Here is a 23,633-nt window from a genome sequence, read left to right on the forward strand (position 1 = left end):
GGCCGTGGCGTCGAGCCGGAGGGAAAGAGACCGTACTTCCTTCTACGTCACGCAACGGCGCGCGACAGGAGCCAGAGGACAATGCAGACCAAGCTGGACGAAGCCAAGGCCGAGCTGCTCGAACGGGCCGCCCGGGTAGCTGAGAACAGCCCGGTCGGGGGGCACCTACCGACCGGGACGACGAGCGAGGGCACCCCCGGCACCCCGGACAGCGAATCCGTGCTCGCGTTCCTCCAGCGCTACTACCTGCACACCGCCCCGGAAGACCTCGCCGACCGCGACCCGGTCGACGTCTTCGGCGCCGCGGTCTCGCACTACCGTCTCGCCGAGACCCGTCCCCAGGGCACCGCGAACGTCCGGGTGCACACCCCGACGGTGGAGGAGAACGGGTGGACCTGCAGCCACACCGTCGTGGAGGTCGTCACCGACGACATGCCCTTCCTCGTGGACTCGGTCACCAATGAGCTGACCCGGCAGGGGCGCGGCATCCACGTCGTCATCCACCCGCAGTTCGTCGTCCGGCGGGATCTGACCGGCAAGCTGATCGAGGTGCTGCCGGACCGGTCCACCGGGCTCACCGGAGACCTCCCGCACGACACGCACGTCGAGTCCTGGATCCACGTCGAGATCGACCGCGAGACCGACCGCGCGGACCTGAAGCAGATCACCGCCGACCTGCTGCGCGTGCTGTCCGACGTCCGCGAGGCCGTCGAGGACTGGGAGAAGATGCGGGACGCGGCGACCCGCATCGCCGACGGTCTGGAGGGCGAGCCCGTCCCCGCCGACCTGCCCGGGCCGGAGGTCGAGGAGGCCCGCGAGCTGCTGCACTGGCTCGCCGACGACCACTTCACCTTCCTCGGCTACCGCGAGTACCAGCTGCGCGACGACGACACGCTCGCCGCCGTGCCCGGCACCGGTCTCGGCATACTGCGCTCGGACCCGCACCACGCCGAGGACGACCAGCACCCGGTCAGCCCTTCCTTCGAGCGTCTCCCGGCCGACGCCCGGGCCAAGGCGCGCGAGCACAAGCTGCTCGTGCTGACCAAGGCCAACAGCCGGGCCACCGTGCACCGGCCGTCGTACCTGGACTACATCGGCGTCAAGAAGTTCGACGCGGACGGCAACGTCGTCGGTGAGCGGCGCTTCCTGGGTCTGTTCTCCTCCGCCGCGTACACGGAGTCCGTGCGCCGCGTCCCGGTCATCCGTCGCAAGGTGGACGAGGTGCTGCGGCGCGCCGGGTTCTCGCCCAACAGCCATGACGGCCGCGACCTGCTCCAGATCCTGGAGACCTACCCGCGCGACGAGCTGTTCCAGACGCCCGCCGCGGAACTGCAGTCCATCGCCACGAGCGTGCTCTACCTCCAGGAGCGCCGCCGGCTGCGGCTGTACCTGCGCCAGGACGAGTACGGCCGCTACTACTCGGCCCTCGTCTACCTCCCGCGCGACCGCTACACCACCGGCGTGCGCCTTCGGATCATCGACATCCTGAAGGAGGAGCTGGGCGGCATCAGCGTCGACTTCACCGCCTGGAACACCGAGTCGATCCTGTCCCGGCTGCACTTCGTCGTCCGGGTCCCGCAGGGCACCGACCTGCCCGAGCTGTCGGACGCCGACAAGGAGCGCATCGAGGCCCGTCTGGTCGAGGCCGCCCGCTCCTGGTCCGACGCGTTCGCCGAGGCGCTGACCGCCGAGTGCGGCGAGGAGCGCGCGGCCGAGGTGCTGCGCCGCTACAACAACGCCTTCCCCGAGGGGTACAAGGCCGACCACAGCCCGCGTGCCGCGGTCGCCGACCTGGTCCACCTGGAGCAGCTCAGCGAGGACAAGACCTTCTCGCTGAGCCTGTACGAGCCGGTGGGTGCCGCGCCCGAGGAGCGCCGCTTCAAGATCTACCAGAAGGGCGGCTCGGTCTCCCTCTCCAAGGTGCTGCCGGTGCTGAGCCGGCTCGGCGTCGAGGTCACCGACGAGCGGCCGTACGAGCTGCGCTGCGCGGACCGCACGACCGCCTGGATCTACGACTTCGGTCTGCGCATGCCCAAGGCGGCGGGCGGCGGGGAGTACCTGGGCGACGACGCCCGCGAGCGCTTCCAGGAGGCCTTCGCCGCGACCTGGACCGGCCAGGCCGAGAACGACGGCTTCAACGCGCTCGTGCTCAGCGCCGGGCTGACCTGGCGGCAGGCGATGGTGCTGCGCGCCTACGCCAAGTACCTGCGGCAGGCCGGCTCGACCTTCTCGCAGGACTACATGGAGGACACCCTCCGCAACAACGTCCACACCACCCGGCTCCTCGTCTCCCTGTTCGAGGCGCGGATGTCCCCGGAGCGGCAGCAGGCCGGTGTGGAGATCACCGACGCGCTGCTGGAGGAGCTGGACGCGGCCCTGGAGCAGGTGGCCAGCCTGGACGAGGACCGCATCCTGCGGTCCTTCCTGACCGTCATCAAGGCGACCCTGCGCACGAACTTCTTCCAGGACGCGCCCGGCGGCAAGCCGCACGACTACGTCTCCATGAAGTTCGACCCGCAGGCCATCCCGGACCTGCCCGCGCCGCGCCCGGCGTACGAGATCTGGGTGTACTCGCCGCGCGTGGAGGGCGTGCACCTGCGCTTCGGCAAGGTCGCCCGAGGGGGTCTGCGCTGGTCCGACCGGCGTGAGGACTTCCGTACGGAGATCCTCGGCCTGGTCAAGGCGCAGATGGTGAAGAACACCGTCATCGTGCCGGTCGGCGCCAAGGGCGGCTTCGTCGCCAAGCAGCTCCCCGACCCGAGCGTGGACCGCGACGCCTGGCTCGCCGAGGGCATCGCCAGCTACAAGACGTTCATCTCGGCGCTGCTCGACATCACCGACAACATGGTGGCCGGCGAGGTCGTGCCGCCGCGGGACGTGGTCCGGCACGACGGCGACGACACCTACCTGGTGGTCGCCGCGGACAAGGGCACCGCGACCTTCTCGGACATCGCCAACGAGGTCGCGAACACCTACAACTTCTGGCTCGGCGACGCCTTCGCCTCCGGCGGCTCCGCCGGCTACGACCACAAGGGCATGGGCATCACCGCGCGCGGCGCCTGGGAGTCCGTGAAGCGGCACTTCCGCGAGCTGGGCGTGGACACGCAGAGCGAGGACTTCACGGTCGTCGGCATCGGTGACATGTCCGGTGACGTGTTCGGCAACGGCATGCTGCTGTCCGAGCACATCCGCCTGGTCGCCGCCTTCGACCACCGGCACATCTTCATCGACCCCACCCCGGACGCGGCCGTCTCCTACGCCGAGCGCCGCCGCCTGTTCGAGCTGCCCCGCTCCAGCTGGGCCGACTACAACACCGAGCTGCTGTCGGCGGGCGGCGGGATCTTCCCGCGCACGGCCAAGTCGATTCCGCTCAACAGCCACATCCGCGAGGCGCTGGGCATCGAGGGCAAGGTCACCAAGATGACCCCGGCCGACCTGATGAAGACGATCCTCACGGCGCCGGTGGACCTGCTGTGGAACGGCGGCATCGGCACGTACGTGAAGGCGTCGTCGGAGTCGAACGGGGACGTCGGCGACAAGGCCAACGACGCCATCCGCGTCGACGGCCAGGACCTGCGGGTCAAGGTCGTCGGCGAGGGCGGCAACCTGGGCCTGACCCAGCTCGGCCGGATCGAGTTCGCCCTGCACGGCGGCAAGATCAACACCGACGCGATCGACAACAGCGCCGGTGTGGACACCTCCGACCACGAGGTGAACATCAAGATCCTGCTGAACGGCCTGGTCGCGGACGGCGACATGACCGTCAAGCAGCGCAACAAGCTGCTCGCCGAGATGACCGACGAGGTCGGCGCGCTGGTCCTGCGCAACAACTACGCGCAGAACACCGCCCTGGCCAACGCCCTGTTCCAGGCGAAGGACATGCTCCACGCCCAGCAGCGGTTCATCCGTCACCTGGTGCGCGAGGGCCACCTGGACCGGGCGCTGGAGTTCCTGCCCACCGACCGGCAGATCCGTGAGCGCCTCGCCCAGGGCCAGGGCCTGACCAGCCCGGAGACCGCCGTCGTGCTCGCGTACACGAAGATCACGGTCGCCGAGGAGCTGCTGCACACCTCGCTGCCGGACGACCCGTACCTGCGCGGACTGCTGCACGCCTACTTCCCGACGGCCCTGCGCGAGCGGTTCGCCGACGCGATCGACAACCACCCGCTGCGCCGCGAGATCACCACGACCGTGCTGGTCAACGACACGGTCAACACGGGCGGTACGACGTATCTGCACCGGCTGCGCGAGGAGACAGGCGCCTCCCTGGAGGAGATCGTCCGCGCCCAGACCGCGGCCCGCGCGATCTTCTGCTCGGCGCCCGTGTGGGACGCCGTCGAGGCCCTGGACAACCAGGTCGACGCGGCCGTTCAGACCCGCATCCGCCTGCACTCGCGCCGCCTGGTCGAGCGCGGCACCCGCTGGCTGCTCAACAACCGGCCGCAGCCGCTCCAGCTCGCCGAGACGGTGGAGTTCTTCGCCGAGCGGGTCGAGCGGGTCTGGCAGGAGCTGCCGAAGCTGCTGCGGGGCGCGGACGCGGAGTGGTACCAGCACGTGTACGACGAGCTGTCCGCGGCGGGCGTCCCGGACGAACTCGCCACCCGCGTGGCCGGCTTCTCCTCCGCCTTCCCGACGCTCGACATCGTGTCGGTGGCCGACCGCATGGGCAAGGAGCCGCTGGACGTCGCCGAGGTCTACTACGACCTCGCCGACCGGCTGAACATCACCCAGCTCATGGACCGCATCATCGAGCTGCCGCGCGCCGACCGCTGGCAGTCCATGGCCCGCGCCTCCATCCGTGAGGACCTGTACGCGGCGCACGCGGCCCTCACCGCGGACGTCCTCGCGGTGGGCAACGGCACCTCGACGCCGGAGCAGCGGTTCAAGGCGTGGGAGCAGAAGAACAGCGCGCTCCTGGGCCGTGCCCGCACCACGCTGGACGAGATCCGCAGTTCGGACTCGTTCGATCTCGCCAACCTGTCGGTGGCGATGCGCACGATGCGGACGCTGCTGCGGACGCACTCGTAGCCGTACGGCAGGAAGAGGGCGCCCCGGGGACCATCTCCCCGGGGCGCCCCTCTTCTTGCCCGCTTCTCGTCCGAATCGTGCGGCGAACTTACCTTTTCCTGCTCTTCGGGATGCTTCGGATAGGGTCGGCGTGTGCACACCGCGCCGTCTGACACCGAACAGGTGAGCCGTACGGCACCACCGGGCGGCTCCGTGTCGCGCGTGGGCCGTGAGCTGCCGCAGATCGCCGCCGCGCTCGTCGTGGTGCTGATGTTCTGGGTCGTCGTCCGCCTGCCGTGGGCGGGCGACCTCGGCATGCACGCGGCCACGGTCCAGCGCTTCCGGCACAGCCTGCTGCATCCCGGCAACCCGCTGGTCGACGCCGACACGCCGAGCCCGTACGACTCGCCCTGGATGCTGCTGCTCGGCACCGTCGCCAAGCTGACGGGCCTGTCGGTCTTCGTGGTCCTGCGCCTGGCCGCGCTCACCGGACTGGGCCTGCTGGTCACGGGCGTCCGACGCTACGTCCGTACGCTGAGCGGCCACCGCGCCGCCCCCGCGCTGGCCTTCCTGAGCCTGGTCCTCCTCTGGGGGCCGCTGTTGTTCAACTGGAGCGGCTTCCTCGGGCTGAACTCCCTCGCGCTGACGGTGTCGTACCCCAGTGTGTTCGCGCTCGGGCTCGCCTTCCACTTCTGGGCCTGGCTGACGCGGGCGGTGCGCGGGGAGGTGACCTGGGGGGTGTGCCTGGGCCTGGGCGCGCTGTGGGCGGTGATCCTGCTGTGCCACCAGTTCACCGGCGTGGTCGCCTCGTTGGGCGGGCTGGCGATGGTGCTCGCGGCGCGACCGGCGCGCGGGGCGCTGCTCCGGCTGGGCGCCGGGTTGCTCCTGGGCCTGCTGGTGCTGTGGCTCTGGCCGTACTACGACTTCTTCTCGCTGTTCTCCGCCGGCGCGGACCTGGAGGCCGTCCACCGGCCGCTGTACCAGCACCTGGCCGGGCGGTTCGGGCTGGTGCTGCTCGGGGTGGTGGCGCTGGCCCTCCGCCTGCGCCGCGACCACCGCGACCCCTTGGTCCTCTTCTTCCTCTTCGGCGCGCTGGTGTTCGCGGCGGGGGGTCTGACCGGCCACTACTCCTGGGGCCGGGCCCTGCCCGCCGCGCTGATCCCGGCGCAGCTCGCGGCGGCGCTGGAGGCGGTGTCGGCGGGGCGGGCCGTGGTGCGGCGGGTGTGGGCGTGCGTGCTGCTCGCCGCGCTGGCGGTGGGGGCGTGGACGCAGGCCGGGACGCTCGGGTACGCGGTGCCGCGGGACGCGCTGCCCGGGGCGGTCGCGGCGAAGTACCGGACGCCGTGGGCCGGTTACCAGTGGATCATGCGGGCGGGGGTGCGGTACGGGGACGTGGTGATGGCGCGCAAGTTCCCGGCTCGGCAGATCCCCGCGTACGGTCCGTACACCGTGGCGCCCGGGTACCCGGATTTCTTCCTTCCGGACGCCGGACGGAGGCAGGCGGCGGTGGACCGGTACTTCTCGCCGGCGGCGGGCGCGGAGGAGCGGCGGGGGATTCTGCGGGAGTACGGCGTGAAATGGGTCGTGGGGGGCACCGAGGCACCGTGGCTCCACCGGACGGCCGTGGGCCCGGGCGGCCAGGTCCTGTACCGAGTGCTCCCCGAAGCAGGCGGCACGGCAGCTCCCTAGGGGCGCGGGGAACTGCGCGAGCGGCCACGACGGTCCCGTGGTCGCCCACGCACGCACACCGCAACGGCGCTCAAGGCCCGAATTACTTCAGCACACTCGCCACCAGCCGCGCAGCGTTCCGTACCCGGGGCCGGGCCAGACGGCGGACGGCGGGCCGGGTGATCCGGGCCGTCACCCCGACCGGACGCCAGCGGAGCTGCAGGCGGCCGGGGTTGCGGCCTTCCGGTTCGACGGTGAGTTCGTGGGGGGCCGCGCCGGAGTGGTAGTCGATGCGGGCCGTGCGGGCCGGGAAGTCCAACGGGGCCAGGAGCAGCCCGGAGTTGGACACGCCCTGCTGGTCCAGGCGGACCACGGGGTGTCGTACGCCCTGGAAGCCGTGGAGCGGGACCGGCGCGGACGCGAGGTCGAGGCGGACCGTGCCCTCGAAGACGCCGGGGCGGACCGGGTCCAGACGGAAGGGGGTCGTCATGCGGCGTCGGCCGGGGCTCAGGAGCAAGGACGCCCGCTGGGGCCCGACCGGCAGGCGCAGACCGGGGTCGTAGGTGCGGATCGCCAGGGTCACGGTCGCCCCCGCACCGGGCGTCAGCTCCGTGATCTCATGACGGAACAGGGCGGTCGGGAACGGCCGGGTGTCCAACTCCAGCTCCGAGAGGTCCAGTTCGCGACGGGCGCGGTCCGTGGAGGGCACGGTGTCACCCCAGTACGGGACCCCCGAACCGTCGGCCGTCACCCGCCGCGGCGCCACCGCGTGCCCCAGTCCGCGCGCCGCCAGCCGGGCCTCGTCCGTGCGGCCGTCCCGCAGCAGCTCCAGCACCACCCGCTCGGCGCGCGGCAGCCGGCCGTACGCCTCGGGGGAGAGCGTGTCCAGGTAGGGGTTCATGATCTCCGCGAAGGACGTCAGCCATTCCTCGTCCCGGTACGGCAGGTCACCGGCGTACATCCGGAAGTCGTGCTTGAGGAACTTGTAGTCCTTGTCCTCCCGCAGCCCCGCGTGCCCGCTGCTCACCAGGAACTCGTCGATCAGCCGCTGGACGTGCACGCGGTCGCTGACGTTGGAGATCTTGTGCCGCTGGTTGGAGATGGACGCGGAGGACGCGTCCGCGAACGGCTCGATGTACCAGACGTACACCGGGTCCGGGATGATCGTGAACGCGTCCGCCAGGCAGTACGCCTGTGCCGAGAACAGCTGGTCCTCGTAGTGGATGCCCTCGGGGAAGCGGAGTTGGTGCCGGTCGAGGAAGGCGCGCGCGTACATCTTGCTCGTCGACAGGTGCTCGAAGAGGAGACGGGGGTCCGCCTCGATGCCCTCCAGTGTGCGGCGCTCGGCGACCAGGTGCGGCATCCAGGTCGAGCGGCGGCCGTTGTCCACCCGGACCCGGCGGACCGCGCCCATGGTGAAGTCGACGTCCCGCTCGCGGTGCGCGGCGAGCAGCGACTCGACGGCGCGCGGCGGGAGTTCGTCGTCGCTGTCGAGGAACATCAGGTACGGCGCCCGGGCGATCTCGATGGCCCGGTTGCGCGGGGCGCTGCACCCGCCGCTGTTCTCCGGCAGCCGGATGTAGCGGATGCGGTGGTCCTGGGCCGCCAGCTCCCTGGCCACCGTGGGCGTCTCGTCCGTCGAGTGGTCGTCGCTGATGACGATCTCGATGTTCGCGTGGGTCTGCGCGCGCAGCGAGGCGACCGCGCGGGGCAGGCGGGCCGCGTCGTTGAAGACGATGACCGTGACCGTGACGTCGGGGCGGGTCATGCCGTGGCCTCCTCGGGCGTCGGGGCGGGGGTGCGGTCCTCGATGGGGAGCACGGGCGGCAGCGCGTCCTCCGGTTCCCCCAGGAACACCCGGCGTACGACGCGTTCGGCGGCGCGCCCGTCGTCGTACTCGCAGAACCGGCGCCGGAACGCGGCCCGCGCCTTGGCCGCGCTCTCGTCGCGCCAGGCGCCGGAGAGGAAGATCTCGGCCAGCTCCTCCTGGGTGCGGGCGACCTGGCCGGGGTGCTCGGCCATCAGGTCGAAGTAGACGCCCCGGGTGGTGCGGTACGTCTCCCAGTCGTCGGCGTAGATCACGATCGGGCGGTTCAGGTTGGCGTAGTCGAACATGATCGACGAGTAGTCCGTGACCAGCGCGTCGGCGGCCAGGCACAGCTCCTCGACGGGGTCGTAGGAGGAGACGTCGATGATCCGGCCGGAGCGGCGCAGACCGGTCAGCGGGGAGGCGGCGCCGCCGTAGAAGTAGTGGGCGCGGACCAGCAGGACGGTGTCGTCGCCGAGGCGGTCGGCGAGGGCGGCGAGGTCGAGGCGGGGGGTGTAGCCGGCCTCGTAGTCGCGGTGGGTGGGGGCGTAGAGGACGGCGGTCCTTCCCGGGGCGATGCCGAGGCGGTCGCGGGCCGCGCGGACGTCGGCGGCGGTGGCCGTGTAGAAGACGTCGTTGCGCGGATAGCCGTGGTCGAGGGACGTGTAGCGGGACGGGTAGGCGCGCTCCCACATCCGGGTGGAGTGGCTGTTGGCGCTGACGCTGTAGTCCCACTTGTCGATCCGGGTCAGCAGGGCGGCGAAGTCCAGCCCCTTGGCGGCGGCCGGGTGGTCCATCTGGTCCAGGCCCATCCGCTTGAGCGGGGTGCCGTGGTGGGTCTGGAGGTGGATGGCGTCCGGGCGTTTGACCACCGCGTTCGGGAAGTTGACGTTGTTCGTCAGGTACTTGGCGGTGGCGAGGGTCTCCCAGTAGCGGCGGGTGCCGGGGACGACGTGGTCGGTGCCGGGCGGCAGCAGGGCCTCGTTCTGCTTGTTCACCACCCACACCGGGCGGATGTGCGGGGCGAGTTCGGCGAGCTTGGCGGCGATGGCGGCCGGGTTGCAGGCCACGCCGCGCTCCCAGTAGGCCGCGAACACGGCGAGGTGCGGGTCCACCGGGCGGCTCAGGGCGCGCTGGTACTGGTGGTCGCGGATCCTGGTGCTCAGCTGCCGCTTGCGGGTGCGTACGGCCTTGCGGGCGGCGCGGCGGGTTCGGTTGGCGGCCTGGAACGCGCGGTACCTGGTGTACGCGCCCTCCTCCAGCAGCGCGTGCCGTACGCCTTCCAGGCCCGCGGGGTGCCGGTGGCCCTCCGGGCGCCAGCGGACCGCGGCCACGGAGGCGCGGCGGAAGAACTCGCGGGCCACCGGGTCGGGCAGCTCCTCGCGGGCGAAGGTGCGGATGAGGTCGCGCACCATCAGGTCGTACAGCACCGTGCGGGGGGCGCGGCGGTCCCTGGCGAGCGCGAGCAGGGACTCGTAGCGGTCGATGAGCCGGAGCCGGTCCTCGGGGGCGCGCGGCGGCAGGCTCTCGGGGCGCAGCACACGGTGCTCGTACGCCGTCTGGTTGAGGCAGGCGACCCGGCCGGCGTGCAGCAGGGCGGCCTGGGCGGCGCGCTGCTCGTCGTCGGTGTTCAGCCGCTCCTCGTGGGCCCGCCAGAACGCGGTGCGCAGGGCGCGGTTGCCGAGCAGCGGGGTGAGTCGCAGCAGGTCGGCGGCCTCGTCCAGGGGCCGGCCCGCCCGGCCGACGGCGGCGAGGTGGCGGCCGTCGCGGGAGGGTCTGGCGGCGGTCTGCCAGGTGGTGGTGACGTGGTCGAAGAGGAGGACGTCGACGGGCTCCGCGGTGGCGGTGGCGTCCAGTTCGGCGGTCCGCTCGGCGATCAGGCGGGCCGCTCCGGCCGGCAGGCCGTCCTTGGCGTGGACGAAGTGCAGCCAGCGGCCGGACGCGCGGGCGGCGCCGGCCGCGCGGGCCGCCGGATCACCGGTGCCGTCCGGCAGCGGGACGACGATCGTCTCGGGCGCGTGGTGCTCGGCCGTCTCCTGGGCCCAGTCACCGACGGCGGCGACGATCACCTCGACGTCGGTGAGGGGGTGGGCCTCCAAGGAGTCCAGCAGATCGGTCAGATGCCCCTGTGCGTTCGGCCCGTGGACGATCACGCTCAACTGGGGCATCGCGATGGACTCCTTCGACTCGTCGTCTCCCGGCGCACCCTTCATAACATACTGTCATTAAGCGGATGAAAGGGATAACTACGGTTGGCGTAAGAGCTGCGCTCAGGAAGGAAGACCGGCTTTCGGGGCATCCGGTTGCGGTGTGTCCGTTTTTATGGCAACCGGCTTCGCTTTCGGGGCATCCGCCTTCGGTGCGGGCTTCTTGGGGGCCGGTTTCTTGTCGCCGGTGAACGCCTCGTACTCCTTCATCACGTCCTCGGTCGGCCCGTCCATGCGCAGCTCGCCGCGTTCCAGCCACAGGACCCGCTCGCACGTGTCACGGATCGACTTGTTGTTGTGGCTGACCAGGAAGACCGTGCCCGCGTGCTGCCGCAGCTCGCGGATCCGCGCCTCGGAGCGCTTCTGGAAGGAGCGGTCGCCGGTGGCCAGCGCCTCGTCGATCAGCAGGACGTCGTGGTCCTTGGCGGCGGCGATGGAGAAGCGCAGGCGCGCCGCCATGCCCGAGGAGTACGTGCGCATCGGCAGGGTGATGAAGTCGCCCTTCTCGTTGATCCCCGAGAAGTCGACGATGTCCTGATAGCGCTCCTTGATCTGCTCCCGGGACATGCCCATGGCGAGCCCGCCGAGGAAGACGTTGCGCTCGCCCGTGAGGTCGTTCATCAGAGCCGCGTTGACGCCCAGCAGGGAGGGCTGGCCGTCGGTGTAGATACGCCCGTTCTCCACCGGGAGCAGGCCGGCGACCGCCTTCAGGAGGGTCGACTTCCCGGAGCCGTTCGTCCCGATCAGCCCGATCGCCTCACCCTTGTGGGCGACGAACGACACCTTCTTCACGGCGTGCACCTTGCGCACGCCGGCCGCCTTCTCGGTCTGCTTGCGGCGGAGGATGCGGTTGAGGGCGGCGGTGGCGGAGCCCCGGCCGGCGCCGGTGCCGTTCACCCGGTAGACGATGTCGACGCGGTCGGCGACGACGGTGGGGACCTTCTCTTCGCTGCGCTCAGCCACGGCCGTACGTCTCCTCAGCCTTCCAGAAGTAGATGAAGCCGCCGATGCCCGCGGCCAGGGCCCAGCCGATCGCCGCCGCCCACACGTGCGGGGGCAGCTGGCTCGCGTGGAAGCTGTCGATCAGCGCGAACCGCATGAGGTCGATGTAGACGGCGGCCGGGTTGATCTCCAGCAGGACGGTGACGACGTGCGGCAGGTCGTCCTTGTCGGCCAGCTTGTCGATGCTCCACATCACGCCGGACACGTACATCCAGGTGCGCAGCACGAACGGCATCAGCTGGGCGATGTCCGGGGTCTTCGCGCCCATCCGCGCCATGATCATCGACACGCCGGCGTTGAACGTGAACTGGAGCGCCAGGGCCGGGAGGGCCAGCACCCAGGAGACGGCGACCGGAACGCCGAAGCAGAGCAGGATGACGACCAGCGCGGCCATCGAGAACAGCAGCTGCTGGAGCTGCTGGAGGCAGAAGGAGATCGGCAGGGCGGCGCGCGGGAAGTGCAGGGCGCGGACCAGGCCGAGGTTGCCGGAGATCGCGCGGGTGCCCGCCATGATCGAGCTCTGCGTGAACGTCCAGATGAACACGCCCGTGACCAGGAACGGGATGTAGTCGGGCACGCCGTGCTTGGTGCCGAGCAGCACGCCGAAGATGAAGTAGTAGACCGCCGCGTTCAGCAGCGGGGTCATGACCTGCCAGACCTGGCCGAGCTTCGCCTGGCTGTACTGCGCGGTGAGCTTGGCGGTGGCGAAGGCGCTGATGAAGTGGCGCCGGGCCCACAGCTGGCGGACGTACTCCGGCAGGGTGGGGCGGGCGCCGCTGACCGACAGGCCGTGCCGGGCGGCCAGCGCCGCGAGATCGTCGTCTGCCGGGGCCCGGGTGGGGGGCGGTGTGTGGAGGACCTGGCTCACATCCGCTGCTTTCGCTCGGGGGAGGGGGTGCTGCGCCCGACTGTCGCCGGATCGCCGCGTCCGTGCCCGTCGTCCGGCGTTTCCTTACGCTTCTCTTCACGTTCTCTTACGTCGGGACGGGACCGTATCGTCGCAACGCGAGCGTAGGCCCAACAGACGTCGGAACGCAACCGTTTCGTCGTAACGCCCTATGCTGTGGGTATGACGACGAACGCCGCCGAGTCCGCCGACGAGCCGCCGGCGCGTGCGCGCCGCCGGGCGCCCGCCGGGGCGGCCGTGCTCCGGGAGGACGTGACCGAGGCGATCCGCGCGGCCGTCTTCGAGGAACTGGCGGCCGTCGGTTACGCGCGCATGTCCATCGAGGGGATCGCCCGGCGGGCCGGGGTCGGCAAGACGGCGGTGTACCGGCGGTGGCGTTCGAAGCTCCACCTGGTCCTGGACGTCGTCTCGGCGATGGCGGTGACCGGGTTCCCGGTGCCCGACACCGGCTCCCTGGAAGGTGACCTGCGGCTCCTGTACGAGCTCACGTCCCGTGCCCTGCGCCATCCGGTCGCGTCCCAGATCATCCCCGACCTCCAGGCCGAGGCGGCCCGCAGTCCCGAGATCGCGGACGCCTTCCAGAAGGCGCTGCGCGACGGGCAGCAAGGGGTGGCCAGCGGGATCGTGGCGGCGGCCGAGGAGCGGGGCGAGGTCCGTGCGGGCGTCGATCCCGACCTGGCCCTGGACCTGATCTCCGGGCCGCTGTACTGGCGCTCGGTGGTCATCCGCTCCCCGAAGCTACCGAAGGGGTACCTGGAGAAGCTGGCGCGGGCCACGGCGGGTGCGCTCAAGGCGCTGTGAGGCGCCCCGAAGGGGTGAGGGCAACCGCGCGAGCAGCAACGGGGGGCCCGCGGCCGGCGTACGGCCCGGGCCCCGGCGCCGGGTCGCCCGCGACCGCGCCGCCTCCGGATGCCGCGGTACCCGTCGTGCCCGTCGTGGCAGTCGTACCCGCCGTGTCTCAGTGAAGCAGCCGGCGGAGCCGGCCGCGGGCCACGGTCAGCAGGCCGTGGAGCCCGGTGGCCACCCGCAGGGCCAGTGCGCCGGAGTGCGTGGCGTACGGCTGGGCCAGGAGCACGCCGTGCAGGGCGCTCGGCACGGCGCGCCGGCGCAGCCGGCCGGCGCCCGTGAGGGCGTGCGCCGTGACCTCGCGCCGGGTGCCGTCCGGGAAGCGGAGGGTCAGCCGCAGGTCCCAGGTGCCCGAGCCGAGCCCCGCCAGGTCGACGGGTACCTCGGCGGACCAGCTGTCCGGGCCGGAGGGCGTGAGTGCCACCGTCGTGCGCCCGCGCCCGCGCTCGTCCTCGCGCGCGTGCCATGCCACGTCCACCTCGGGCGGGCCGGCCTCGGCCACCTTCCCGTACAGCTCGTGCAGCCGCAGACGCAGCAGCGAGGCCCGCGCGCGGGGGCGCAGTTCCGCGTCGACCGCGAGCGGCAGCGCGGCGACGGGCCGGGTCAGCAGGGGGGCCAGGGAGACCTCGGGGAGGTCGGCGGACCAGACCGGTTCGCCCTCGGGGGTGCGGGCGTACGGCGGGAGCAGGCGGGCCGGGCGGGCGGCGAGCTCGCGCAGGCGGGGCAGGTCGCGTGGCTCTGGGGAGGCCAGGACGACCCGGGCGAGCAGCGGGCCGGTGGCGGCGGGGTCCGGCTCCCGGGCGGCCGCCCCGTGGCGCGCGAGGTACGCCCGGGTCTGCGCCCACCAGGCACGCTGGTAGTGCGCGTCGCGCAACCCCAGCTCGCGCGCGTACATGCGCACGTCGTGGTCGAGGAACTTGGCGCGGGCAGCCCGCGCCAGCTCCTTCTGCCCGGCGTCCCGCAGGACGTCGTACGCCAGCGCGCACGCCTGGAGACGCGCCGTCCAGTTGTCGATGCCGCCCCGGTCCAGGGAGAGCGACAGCCGCCCGGCCGACCGGCGCACCTGCCAGACGTAGACCCGGTCCGGGACCAGCGCGATGCGCGGAGACGCGGCCAGCACGCGCGCGGTGAAGACGAAGTCCTCGTAGAGGAAGCGGCCCTCGGGGAAGCGGATGCCTCGGTCGCGCAGGAAGTCGGTGCGGTACAGCTTGTTGACGCACAGCGTGTCGTGGACCAGCCGGGGGTGCTGCGAGGGGCGCGCGAGGACGGTGTGCGCCGTGTAGAGGGGCGCCTGCCACGGCTGTTCGCGCCCCGACGGCAGCTCCCGGCGCACACACAGACCGCTCGCGACCTGGGCGCGCGCCTCCGTGGCCGCGGCCAGCAGCGCGTCCACCGCGCCGGACGGCAGCACGTCGTCGCTGTCCAGGAACATCACGTACGGCGCGGTCGCCGCGTCGATCCCGGTGTTGCGCGGACTGCCGCAGCCGCCGCTGTTCACGCTCCGGCGCACCACCCGCAGCCGCGGCTCACCGGCGGCCAGCGCGGCGAGCAGTGTGTCGCTGCCGTCCGTGGAGCAGTCGTCCACGGCGATCACCTCGGCGACCGCGGGCCCCTGCGCCAGCGCCGAGCGGACGGCCTCGCGCACATGGGCGCGGTCGTTGTAGCCGATGACGACCACGGCGACCTGAGCCGCCCGTGCCGGGTGCGGGTCTGGCGGTTCTCGATGCATGGGGTCCACGGGCCGGGAGCGTAGGAACTTTCAGTAAAACGCCGTCAAGAGGCGCTCAGTGCTCGCTCCGGAAGACGGTCGGAACCGGGCCGGGGTTGCGTCCTCGGCACCGGCTTTCCGGCCGGCGGCCGCGTGGACCGCCACAGCCGTACGAAGGACAGCACGGCGGCGGCCGTCAGCAGCCCGTTCCGGGACAGCATCAGCAGGCACCCGGCCCAACTGCCGTCGATCACCTCGCGGTAGTACATCGGGTACGCCACCGTGCTGAGCGCGGACGCCAGGAGGATCAGCACCGTCACCGGCCGCTGGCCGGTGTGCCGCGAGGTCAGGCACACGGCGGCCAGCCCGATCAGCCAGATCATGTACTGCGGGCTGATGACCCGGCTGGTCACGGTGAACAGCAGCACCGCGCTCAGCGCCGCGTCGTACGGCGTCGCCTCGTTCCAGCGCCGCGCCCGCACCCGCCACAGCAGCAGCAGCCCGAAGGAGACCGCCGTCAGCGTCAGCGAGGCGGTGGCGACGGCGTGCACGTGGGGGCCGGTCATCTCCATCGCGCCGTACTGGTAGCGGACCCGGCCCGGCCAGCCGAAGCGCCGGGCCAGATTGAGCGCCGTACCGCCGAGCGACTCGATCTGCACGCCCCGGCCGCCCTGCTCCCGCAGGAAGGACAGCGGATGCGTGAAGAGGGCCGCGAGCACGGCCAGGGACGCCACCCCGGCCCACGCCCCCCACGCCCACGCCGTGCGCGTCGGCCGGCCCCGGGGCGTGCCCAGCAGCACCAGCGCCGGCCACACCTTCACCAGCGCGCCCAGCGCCCCGAGCACACCGCCCGCGCGCGGGGAGCGCGCCGAGGCCAGCAGGGACAGCACGGCCAGGGCGGTGACCTGGACGTCGTACCGGGCGAGCGGCATGTGCAGCAGCAGCGGCAGACCGCCCGTCCACAGGGCCGCACCGAGCAGGCTGCGTCCGGGCCGGGCGCCCGCGCGGAGCAGCGCCGCCGCGGTCAGCGCGTCCAGGGCCAGCGTGAGCGCCACGAACGCCTCGAAGTACGTCAGGCCCGGCAGCAGGCCCGGTGCCAGCAGCACCGCGCCCGCGCCCGGCGGGTACTGCCACAGCGTGTCGTGCACCGGGAAGGAACCGTGCGCGAGGACGCCGTACCAGTGGAAGTACAGCCGCCACACCTCACGGGTCACCGAACCGCCGCCCAGCAGCCGGGCGCCGCTGTGGACGAGCAGCCAGAGCATCAGGGCGCGGGTGGTGAGCCACAGGACGGCGAGGGTGAGGACCGGGCCGGGGGTGACACGGAGACGGTTCATCACATGGGAGCCTAAGCGGTAGGGATGGTGTATTCATGCTGATACGCCGTCAAGGACCGCAAATATTGGCTAATCGCAAGAGATCGGGCCATGGTGAACGTCGGGCTTCCTGCGAAACCGCAGTCGCGTCGGGCGGCTGGAACGACCACGGACGTACCGACCGGTGCAACGAGCCACCCCCCGCCCGGGGCACTGGGGCGCACCCGCCTCCACCGGGCCGTCGTCGTGGGCGTGCCCGCCGTGGTGATGCTCGCGCTCGGGCTCTGGGGCCTGGACCGGGGCGGCATGTGGCGCGACGAGGCCGTCAGCTTCCAGGTCGGACGCCGGACGGTGCCGCGGATCTGGCTCCTGCTGCACGACGTGGACGCGGTGCACGGCCTGTACTACCTGCTGCTGCGGCCCGTCCTCGCCGTCCACCCCGGGGAGGTCGCCCTCCGGCTGCCGTCGGTGTGCGCGGCGACCGTCACGGCGGGCCTGGTGGCGGCCCTCGGCGCCCGGCTGGCCCGGCCGCGGGTCGGTCTGTGGGCCGGGCTGCTGTACGCCGTCGCGCCGATGGCCGGCCACTACGCGCAGGAAGGCCGCTCCTACGCACTGGTCGCGGCCGGCGCCACCGCGGCGACCCTGCTGTTCGTCCGGGCCGTGCGGGGCGGGTCATGGTGGCCGTACGGCGCGGTCCTCGGACTCACCTGCTGGCTGCACGAGTTCGCGGTGCTGCTGTTCCCCGCCCACGCGGTGTCGCTGGCGCTGGCGCGGGTCGGGGCGCGGGTGTGGCGGGGCTGGGGGAGCGCGGCGGCGGCGGTCGTGGTCGCGCTGGTGCCGATGGTGGTGGTCTCGCGGGGGCAGTCGGCGCAGGTGGCCTGGTTGCGCACGCCCACGGCGGATACGGCGGAAAGGTTGCTGCGCAGGTTCCTGGGGCCGACGGACGAAGTGTTCTGGGTGTGTCTCGCCCTGGCCGTGGTGGGGCTGGTCGGGTTGGTGGGGCCGCGCGGTGAACTGACGTGTGCGGGAGTCGCGTTGCCGGTGGTGGTGGTGCCGCCGGCGGTGCTGATGCTGGCCTCCCAGTACTCGCCGTTGTACGTCGACCGGTACGTGCTGTACGCGCTGTCGGGGGCGCCGTTGCTGGTGGCGTCGGGGGCCGAGCGGGTGGCGGGGGCGGTCCGGCGGCGTCCGCCCCCGCGGTCCCCCTCCGTCCCGCTCACCGGCGTCGTCGCCGTCGCCCTCTCCCTCCTGCACCAGTTCCCCCTCCTCCGGGAGGACCGCGACCCCGGGAGCCGGCCGGATGATCTCGGTGCCGTCTCCCGCGCTGTCGCGCGCAGGGTGGAGCCCGGCGATCCCGTGCTGTTCGTGCCGGCGTCGGCGCGGAACGTGGCGCTCACGTACCCGGGGGCGTTCCGCGGGACCCGGGACGTGGCGCTGGTGGCGGGGGCCGCCGGGTCCGGGACGCTGTACGGGCGGGAGGCCGGTCCGGCGGAGGTGCGGCGCAGGCTGGCGCGGGTGGACCGGGTGTGGGTCGTCGGGGACCGGAAGCTGCTCGCCGGCCGCTGGGCCCCGGGCGATCCCGCCGAGCGGGCGAAGACCGACGTGCTGGGGCGGGAGTTCCTCGCCCAGGACGAGGCGGTGCGGGGCGGGATGACCGTACGGCTGTACGTCCGCCCGGTCAGCCCGCTGCTCGCGCCTCAGCCTCCGCCGCCGCGTCCAGGGCCGTCGTGAGCCGCTCCAGTCGGGCGTGCAGGTCGACGACCTCCGCCAGGTCGAGGCCGGTCGCCGACATGATCCGGCGGGGCACCTCCAGGGCCCGCTCGCGCAGTGCCGTGCCCTCCTCGGTGAGGTGGACCCGCACCGAGCGCTCGTCCTCGGCGCTGCGCTCGCGCCGCACCAGGCCGGCCCCCTCCAGCCGCTTGACGAGCGGGGACAGCGTGCCGGAGTCGAGCCGCAGCTGTTCGCCGAGCCTCTTGACCGGCAGGTCGCCCTGTTCCCACAGGACCAGCATCACCAGGTACTGCGGGTAGGTCAGCCCCAGGTCCTTGAGGATCACCCGGTAGACGCTGTTGAAGGCGCGTGACGCCGCGTGCAGCGAGAAGCAGATCTGGCGGTCCAGTCGCAGCCACTCCGTGTCGGTCATGCCTCCATGGTAGCTCTTGCAGTCCATTTAGTTGTACGCAACTCAGTTGTGTGCTCTACTTGTGCTCGCAACGAACCGCGAACCCCGAGAGGGATGGTCTTCATGGACGCGCTCTACACCGCTGTCGCCACCGCCACCCACGGCCGCGAGGGCCGCGCCGTCTCCTCCGACGGCAGGATCGACCTCAAGCTGGCCCCGCCGGTGGAGCTGGGCGGCAACGGCGAGGGCACCAACCCGGAGCAGCTCTTCGCCGCCGGTTACGCCGCCTGCTTCGGCAGCGCCCTCGGGCTCGTCGGCCGCCAGGCGAAGGTCGACGTCAGCGACGCGGCCGTGACCGCCGAGGTCGGCATCGGCAAGCAGGGCGAGGGCTTCGGGCTGAAGGTGACCCTGCGCGTCGAGCTGCCCGACACCGTGGACCAGGAGACCGGCCGCAAGCTGGTCGAGAGCGCCCACCAGGTCTGCCCGTACTCCAACGCCACCCGCGGCAACATCGACGTCGACCTGGTCATCGAGTAAGCACCGCGCACGCCCGAGGGGGCCGGCCCGGTCGGACCGGCCCCCTCGGTGTCCCCGCTAGGCCGACGTCAGCGCGTCCGGGGAAGCCGCCTGACCCGGGATCCGGGGCACCGGAGCGGGCATCGGCTCGCCCAGCAGCAGGGTCCGTACGACCCGTTCGGCGGCCCGCCCGTCCTCGTACGCGCAGAACCGGGCCCGGAAGTCCGCGCGCAGCCGCGCCGACTCCTCGTCCCGCCACCCGCCCGAGGCGAACAGCCGGGCCAGCTCCCGGTACGAGTGCGTGACATGGCCGGGCGGCTCGGCGGTGATGTCGAGGTACGTGCCCCGGCTCGCCGTGAACGCCGCCCAGTCGTCGGCGTGCACCACGATCGGCCGGTCCAGGTTGGCGTAGTCGAACATCACGGACGAGTAGTCGGTGACCAGCGCGTCCGCCGCCAGCAGCACGTCGGACAGCCGTGGTTCGTCGGTCGCGTCGACCACGACCCGGCGCCGGGCCAGCTCGGTGAGGCCCATGCCGCGCGCGGGACCGTTCGCCAGCGACGGGTGCAGCCGGACCACGAGCGTGTGCCCCTCGCCCAGGTCGGCCGCGAACCGGGCCAGGTCGATCCGCTCCACGTACCCGCTGCGGCGGTGGTCCCGCCGGGTCGGCGCGTACAGCACGACCGTGTGGTCCGCCGGGATGCCGTGCCGCTCCCGGAAGTCGCTGTGACCGCCGTTCACCAGCACGTCGTTGCGCGGGCTGCCGGTGCGCACCGAGGTGAAGTGACAGGGGTAGGCCCGCTCCCAGACCAGCTCGGAGTGGCGGTTGGCGACCAGGCTGTAGTCCCAGCGGTCGGCCCGGCGCAGCATCTGCGGCACGTCGAAGCCCAGCCGGGCGCCCGGCTTGTCCAGCAGGTCGGCGCCCAGGTGCTTCAGCGGGGTGCCCTGATGGGTGTGGATGTGCACGCTGCCGGGGCGCTTGGCCAGGCTGCCGGGCCAGTTGACGTCGTTGACGAAGAACTTCGCGCGCGCGGTCACCTCCAGATAGCGACGGGAGCCGACGATCACGTGCTCGACGTCGGCCGGCAGCCGCGCGGCCGTCTCCGCGTCCCCCACCACCCACACACCGCGCAGCCGCGGGGCGAGCTCGCGCGCCGTGTGATGGATCGCCGCCGGGTCGCCGAGCAGACCCCGGTGCGAGGACGCCGAGTAGACCACGAGGTTCTCGTCGAGCGGCCGGCGGGTGTGCAGGGCCGCCCAGCCGGTGCGGGCCCGCGCGCCGGCGGCCCGCCGCGCCCGGTCCGCCCGCCGGGCCGCCTCCCGTCCGGCCCGCGCCGCCTGCCGCTTGACCCGGTACCCGGCCCAGGAACCGGTCAGCACGGCGACCTCGCCGTCCACCGGGGCGCCCTCCGGCCGGTGCCGACGGAACATCTCCGCCGTACGCCGGAAGAACTCGGCCCTGTCGGCGGGCGGCAGCCGGTCCGGCTTGGCCAGGATGTCCAGGCAGTGCTCGCCCATCTTGCGGTGCAGGTACGGCCGCCAGGCCGCCAGCTCCGGACGCTCGGCCACGAAGGCGAAGACCCGCTCGTACTGGTCGTGGATGTCGAAGTGCTTGCGGCTGGTGGTGGACAGGATGTTGCCCTGCCGGCGCTGCCGGTAGTTCAGGCAGATCCGGTCCAGGGCGGCGATCCGGCGGGCGCTGAGCATGACCGGGAACGTCCAGGGGGTGTCCTCGTAGTAGCCCGGCGGGAACGCGAAGCCGTGCTCCGTGACGAACGCGCGCCGGTAGACCTTGTTCCACACCACCATCAGCAGGTCGAGGATCTGCGGGTACTCCGAGACGGCGAACGTGCCGGGGGCCTGGGCCAGGACGTGCGCGAGGACGTTGCGCCGGGTGCCGCCCCACCAGTAGGTGCGCGCGTAGTCGAAGACGAGCACGTCCGGGTCCTCGGCCTCGGTGAGCCGGTCGGCGACGGCCCGCAGCGCGCCCGGGGTGAGGGTGTCGTCGCTGTCCAGGAAGAAGAGGTAGTCGCCGGTGGCGTGCGGCATGCCGGCGTTGCGGGCCCGGCCCAGGCCCACGTTCTCCGGCAGGTGCAGCACCTTCACGCGCGGGTCGCGCTCGGCGTACTCGTCCAGGATCGCGCCGCAGCCGTCCGGGGAGCGGTCGTCCACGGCGATCAGCTCGAAGTCGCCGAAGGACTGCCCGAGCACCGAGTCCAGGCACTCGCGCAGGAAACCCTGCACCTTGAAACAGGGCACGATCACACTGAAGCGGGGCACGGCGGATCAGCTCCTCACGAGGGTCGCGGCGGCGGGGGCGGGGATGCGCTCCGCGAGCGGGATGACGGCCGGGACCGCCTCCGGCGGCTCGCCGAGCAGCACCCGACGCACGACCCGCTCGGCGGCCAGCCCGTCGTCGAACTGGCAGAACCGCTCCCGGAAGGCGGACCGCAGCGCCCTGGCCTCCGGGCCCGCGTACGAGCCGTCGCGGAAGACGGCGGCCAGCTCCTCGGGGGTCCGGGCGACCAGCCCGGGCGGCTCGGCCATCAGGTCGAAGTACACGCCCCGGGTCTCCCGGTAGACCTCCCAGTCGTCGGCGTACACGACGATCGGCCGGTCCAGGTTGGCGTAGTCGAACATGATGGACGAGTAGTCGGTGACCAGCGCGTCCGCGGCCAGGCACACGTCCTCGGAGGAGCGGTGGGCGGTGACGTCGATGATCCGGCCGGAGCCCCGGACACCACCCCGGTCGTAGAAGTAGTGGGCGCGCAGCAGCACGACGACGTCCTCGCCGGCCGCCGCGCAGAACGCCTCCAGGTCGAGGCCGGGCTCGAAGCCGGTGTGGTGGTCGCGGTGGGTCGGCGCGTACAGCACGGCCGTCCTGCCTTCCGGGACGCCCAGCTCCCGCCGGATCCGGGCCACGTCCCGCGCGGTCGCCGTGTAGTAGACGTCGTTGCGCGGATAGCCGTACTCCAGGTGCTCGTAGGAGCCGGGGAAGGCGCGCTCCCACATCTGGGTGGAGTGGCGGTTGGACGACAGGTTGAAGTCCCAGCGGTCCACCCGGCCCAGCAGCTTGGTGAAGCTGCCGGACTGCGCGGCCACCACCGGGTACGTCGACTGGTCCACGCCCATCGTCTTCAGCGGGGTGCCGTGCTGGGTCTGCACGTGCACACTGCCCGGCCGCTTGACGACGCCCTCGGCGAAGTTGGCGTTGTTGATCAGGTACGTGGCGCGGGCCAGCACCTCCCAGTAGCGGCGGGAGCCGATCACCGCGTACTCCACGTCCTGTGGCACGGCGTGTTCCTGGCCGGCCTCGACCAGGAACACCGAGCGGATGTGCGGGGCGAGTTCACGGGCCTTGGCGTGGATCGCGGCCGGGTTGCAGGCGTAGCCGCGGCCCCAGTAGGCGCAGTACACCGCGAGGTTCGGGTCGAGCGGGCGGCGCAGGTCGCGGGCGTAGCGCAGCCGGGTGCGCAGCATGTGCGGGCGGGGCAGCCGGGCGGCGGCGCCGCCGGCCGCCCGGTTGGCGCCGCGCAGGGCGCGGAACGCGGTGTACGCGCCCGCCGCCAGCAGCCGGTGCTGCACGCCCAGGCTGCCGCCCGGCACCCGGTGGCCGGCCGGCCGGTGGCGCCGGTAGAGGCGGGCCGCGCGCCGGAAGAACGCCCGGTGTCCGGAGAGCAGCCGCTCCGGGCGGGACGCCGTCTTCAGCACCACGGCGAACAACTGGTCGAACAGCGGCCCGGTCCGCTCGGCCGGCAGGGCGCGCTCGGCCGCCCGCGTCAGCACCCGCTCCACCTGGTCCAGCAGGGTGTGCTGGTGCGGGCCGGGCAGATTGAGCCGGCTGCCCTGGCGGCGCAGCCGGTGCCGTACGACGGTCCGGCGCAGCACCGCGACCCGCTCGGCGGCGACGGTGACCAGCCCGCCCCAGCCGAGGTCGGTGAAGTGGCCCTCCGGGAAGGCCAGTTCCCGCTCGGTGAGGAAGGCGCGGCGGTAGACGGCGCTCCACGCGGGCAGCTGGACGCCGGTCAGCGCGGGCCGGTCGGCGGGGGCGAAGGCGCCCTTCGGGGCCCCTGCGAGCAGCGGCGCGGCCGGGTTCGTCGGCTCGCCCTCCCACCAGGGGGCACGCTCGTGCTCGACGTACAGCACGTCCACGCCGGCCGTCTCGGACAGCCGGGCGTCCAGCGCCGCGAGCGCGCCCGGCAGCAGCAGGTCGTCGCCGTCCAGGAACAGCAGATACGTGCCGGTCGCCGCCCCGATCCCGGCGTTGCGCGCCCCGCTCAGCCCGGCGGACGGCGGCGAGTGGACGGGGGTCACCCGGGAGTCCCGCTCGGCGTACCCGGCGGCGACCTCGGCGGCCGGAGCGTCGGGGGCGTCGCAGACCGGGATCAGTTGCAGGTCGCCGAAGGACTGGCCGAGGACCGAGTCCAGTGCCTGGGACAGCCGGCCGGTGACCCCGTGGGACGGGACGATGATGCTGAAACGGGGCATTCTGTTCTTTCTGTCGTCTTGCGGACACGGCCGGGCCGT

The 23,633-nt window shown here is 72.6% G+C and carries 14 protein-coding genes; 5 read left to right on the plus strand and 9 right to left on the minus strand.

Annotated elements, in window-relative coordinates:
- Positions 1-81 precede the first annotated feature (81 nt).
- Together ACH4LD_RS00110 and ACH4LD_RS00115 are read left to right on the plus strand one after the other, a co-directional pair.
- Positions 82-5,028 carry an NAD-glutamate dehydrogenase gene (locus tag ACH4LD_RS00110; protein WP_398052991.1) on the plus strand — a complete coding sequence of 1,649 codons (4,947 nt, stop codon included), beginning with the start codon at positions 82-84 and terminating at the stop codon, positions 5,026-5,028.
- Between the two features lie 249 nt (positions 5,029-5,277).
- Positions 5,278-6,696, plus strand: a complete 1,419-nt coding sequence (locus ACH4LD_RS00115) for a hypothetical protein (protein ID WP_398053587.1) — start codon at positions 5,278-5,280, stop codon at positions 6,694-6,696.
- Between the two features lie 82 nt (positions 6,697-6,778).
- Here the strand turns inward: ACH4LD_RS00115 and ACH4LD_RS00120 are convergent, their stop codons facing one another.
- The 4 genes from ACH4LD_RS00120 to ACH4LD_RS00135 form a co-directional block, all read right to left on the minus strand.
- Positions 6,779-8,443 carry a glycosyltransferase family 2 protein gene (locus ACH4LD_RS00120; RefSeq protein ID WP_398052992.1) on the minus strand — a complete coding sequence of 555 codons (1,665 nt, stop codon included), beginning with the start codon at positions 8,441-8,443 and terminating at the stop codon, positions 6,779-6,781.
- Positions 8,440-10,650 carry a CDP-glycerol glycerophosphotransferase family protein gene (locus ACH4LD_RS00125; RefSeq protein ID WP_398052993.1) on the minus strand — a complete coding sequence of 737 codons (2,211 nt, stop codon included), beginning with the start codon at positions 10,648-10,650 and terminating at the stop codon, positions 8,440-8,442. Before ACH4LD_RS00125 ends, ACH4LD_RS00120 begins: the two co-directional genes overlap by 4 nt.
- 102 nt (positions 10,651-10,752) lie before the next feature.
- The gene (locus tag ACH4LD_RS00130; protein ID WP_398052994.1) at positions 10,753-11,652 is read right to left on the minus strand and encodes an ABC transporter ATP-binding protein; all 900 of its coding nucleotides are present in this window, start codon (positions 11,650-11,652) and stop codon (positions 10,753-10,755) included.
- Positions 11,645-12,559 carry an ABC transporter permease gene (locus ACH4LD_RS00135; protein ID WP_103810068.1) on the minus strand — a complete coding sequence of 305 codons (915 nt, stop codon included), beginning with the start codon at positions 12,557-12,559 and terminating at the stop codon, positions 11,645-11,647. Before ACH4LD_RS00135 ends, ACH4LD_RS00130 begins: the two co-directional genes overlap by 8 nt.
- Before the next feature lie 201 nt (positions 12,560-12,760).
- Here ACH4LD_RS00135 and ACH4LD_RS00140 point away from each other — a divergent pair, with 201 nt between their 5' ends.
- Positions 12,761-13,399: a TetR/AcrR family transcriptional regulator gene (locus tag ACH4LD_RS00140; protein WP_132785970.1), complete on the plus strand. Its 639-nt coding sequence runs from the start codon at positions 12,761-12,763 to the stop codon at positions 13,397-13,399.
- 157 nt (positions 13,400-13,556) lie between these two features.
- On the opposite strand, the gene ACH4LD_RS00145 is transcribed toward ACH4LD_RS00140, so the two are convergent.
- Both ACH4LD_RS00145 and ACH4LD_RS00150 read right to left on the minus strand, forming a co-directional pair.
- Positions 13,557-15,173: a glycosyltransferase family 2 protein gene (locus ACH4LD_RS00145; RefSeq protein ID WP_398053588.1), complete on the minus strand. Its 1,617-nt coding sequence runs from the start codon at positions 15,171-15,173 to the stop codon at positions 13,557-13,559.
- Positions 15,174-15,217: 44 nt separating this feature from the next.
- On the minus strand, positions 15,218-16,489 hold the full coding sequence (locus tag ACH4LD_RS00150) for a glycosyltransferase 87 family protein (protein ID WP_398052995.1): 1,272 nt from the start codon (positions 16,487-16,489) through the stop codon (positions 15,218-15,220).
- A 225-nt stretch (positions 16,490-16,714) separates the two neighbouring features.
- Here ACH4LD_RS00150 and ACH4LD_RS00155 point away from each other — a divergent pair, with 225 nt between their 5' ends.
- Positions 16,715-18,199, plus strand: a complete 1,485-nt coding sequence (locus ACH4LD_RS00155; RefSeq protein WP_398052996.1) for a glycosyltransferase family 39 protein — start codon at positions 16,715-16,717, stop codon at positions 18,197-18,199.
- Here ACH4LD_RS00155 and ACH4LD_RS00160 read toward each other — a convergent pair.
- Positions 18,147-18,638 carry a MarR family winged helix-turn-helix transcriptional regulator gene (locus ACH4LD_RS00160; protein WP_398052997.1) on the minus strand — a complete coding sequence of 164 codons (492 nt, stop codon included), beginning with the start codon at positions 18,636-18,638 and terminating at the stop codon, positions 18,147-18,149. The two genes, ACH4LD_RS00155 and ACH4LD_RS00160, sit on opposite strands and share 53 nt — an antisense overlap.
- Before the next feature lie 75 nt (positions 18,639-18,713).
- Here ACH4LD_RS00160 and ACH4LD_RS00165 point away from each other — a divergent pair, with 75 nt between their 5' ends.
- Complete coding sequence (locus ACH4LD_RS00165) at positions 18,714-19,127, plus strand: organic hydroperoxide resistance protein (protein WP_103810415.1); 414 nt, start codon at positions 18,714-18,716, stop codon at positions 19,125-19,127.
- Between the two features lie 57 nt (positions 19,128-19,184).
- Here ACH4LD_RS00165 and ACH4LD_RS00170 read toward each other — a convergent pair whose 3' ends face one another.
- The gene (locus ACH4LD_RS00170) at positions 19,185-21,386 is read right to left on the minus strand and encodes a CDP-glycerol glycerophosphotransferase family protein (RefSeq protein WP_398052998.1); all 2,202 of its coding nucleotides are present in this window, start codon (positions 21,384-21,386) and stop codon (positions 19,185-19,187) included.
- 6 nt (positions 21,387-21,392) lie between these two features.
- Positions 21,393-23,594 carry a CDP-glycerol glycerophosphotransferase family protein gene (locus ACH4LD_RS00175; RefSeq protein WP_398052999.1) on the minus strand — a complete coding sequence of 734 codons (2,202 nt, stop codon included), beginning with the start codon at positions 23,592-23,594 and terminating at the stop codon, positions 21,393-21,395.
- Between the last annotated feature and the right edge of the window lie 39 nt (positions 23,595-23,633).

Origin of the sequence: Streptomyces sp. NPDC017676, assembly GCF_044329325.1 — a bacterium.
Taxonomy (GTDB): Bacteria; Actinomycetota; Actinomycetes; order Streptomycetales; family Streptomycetaceae; genus Streptomyces.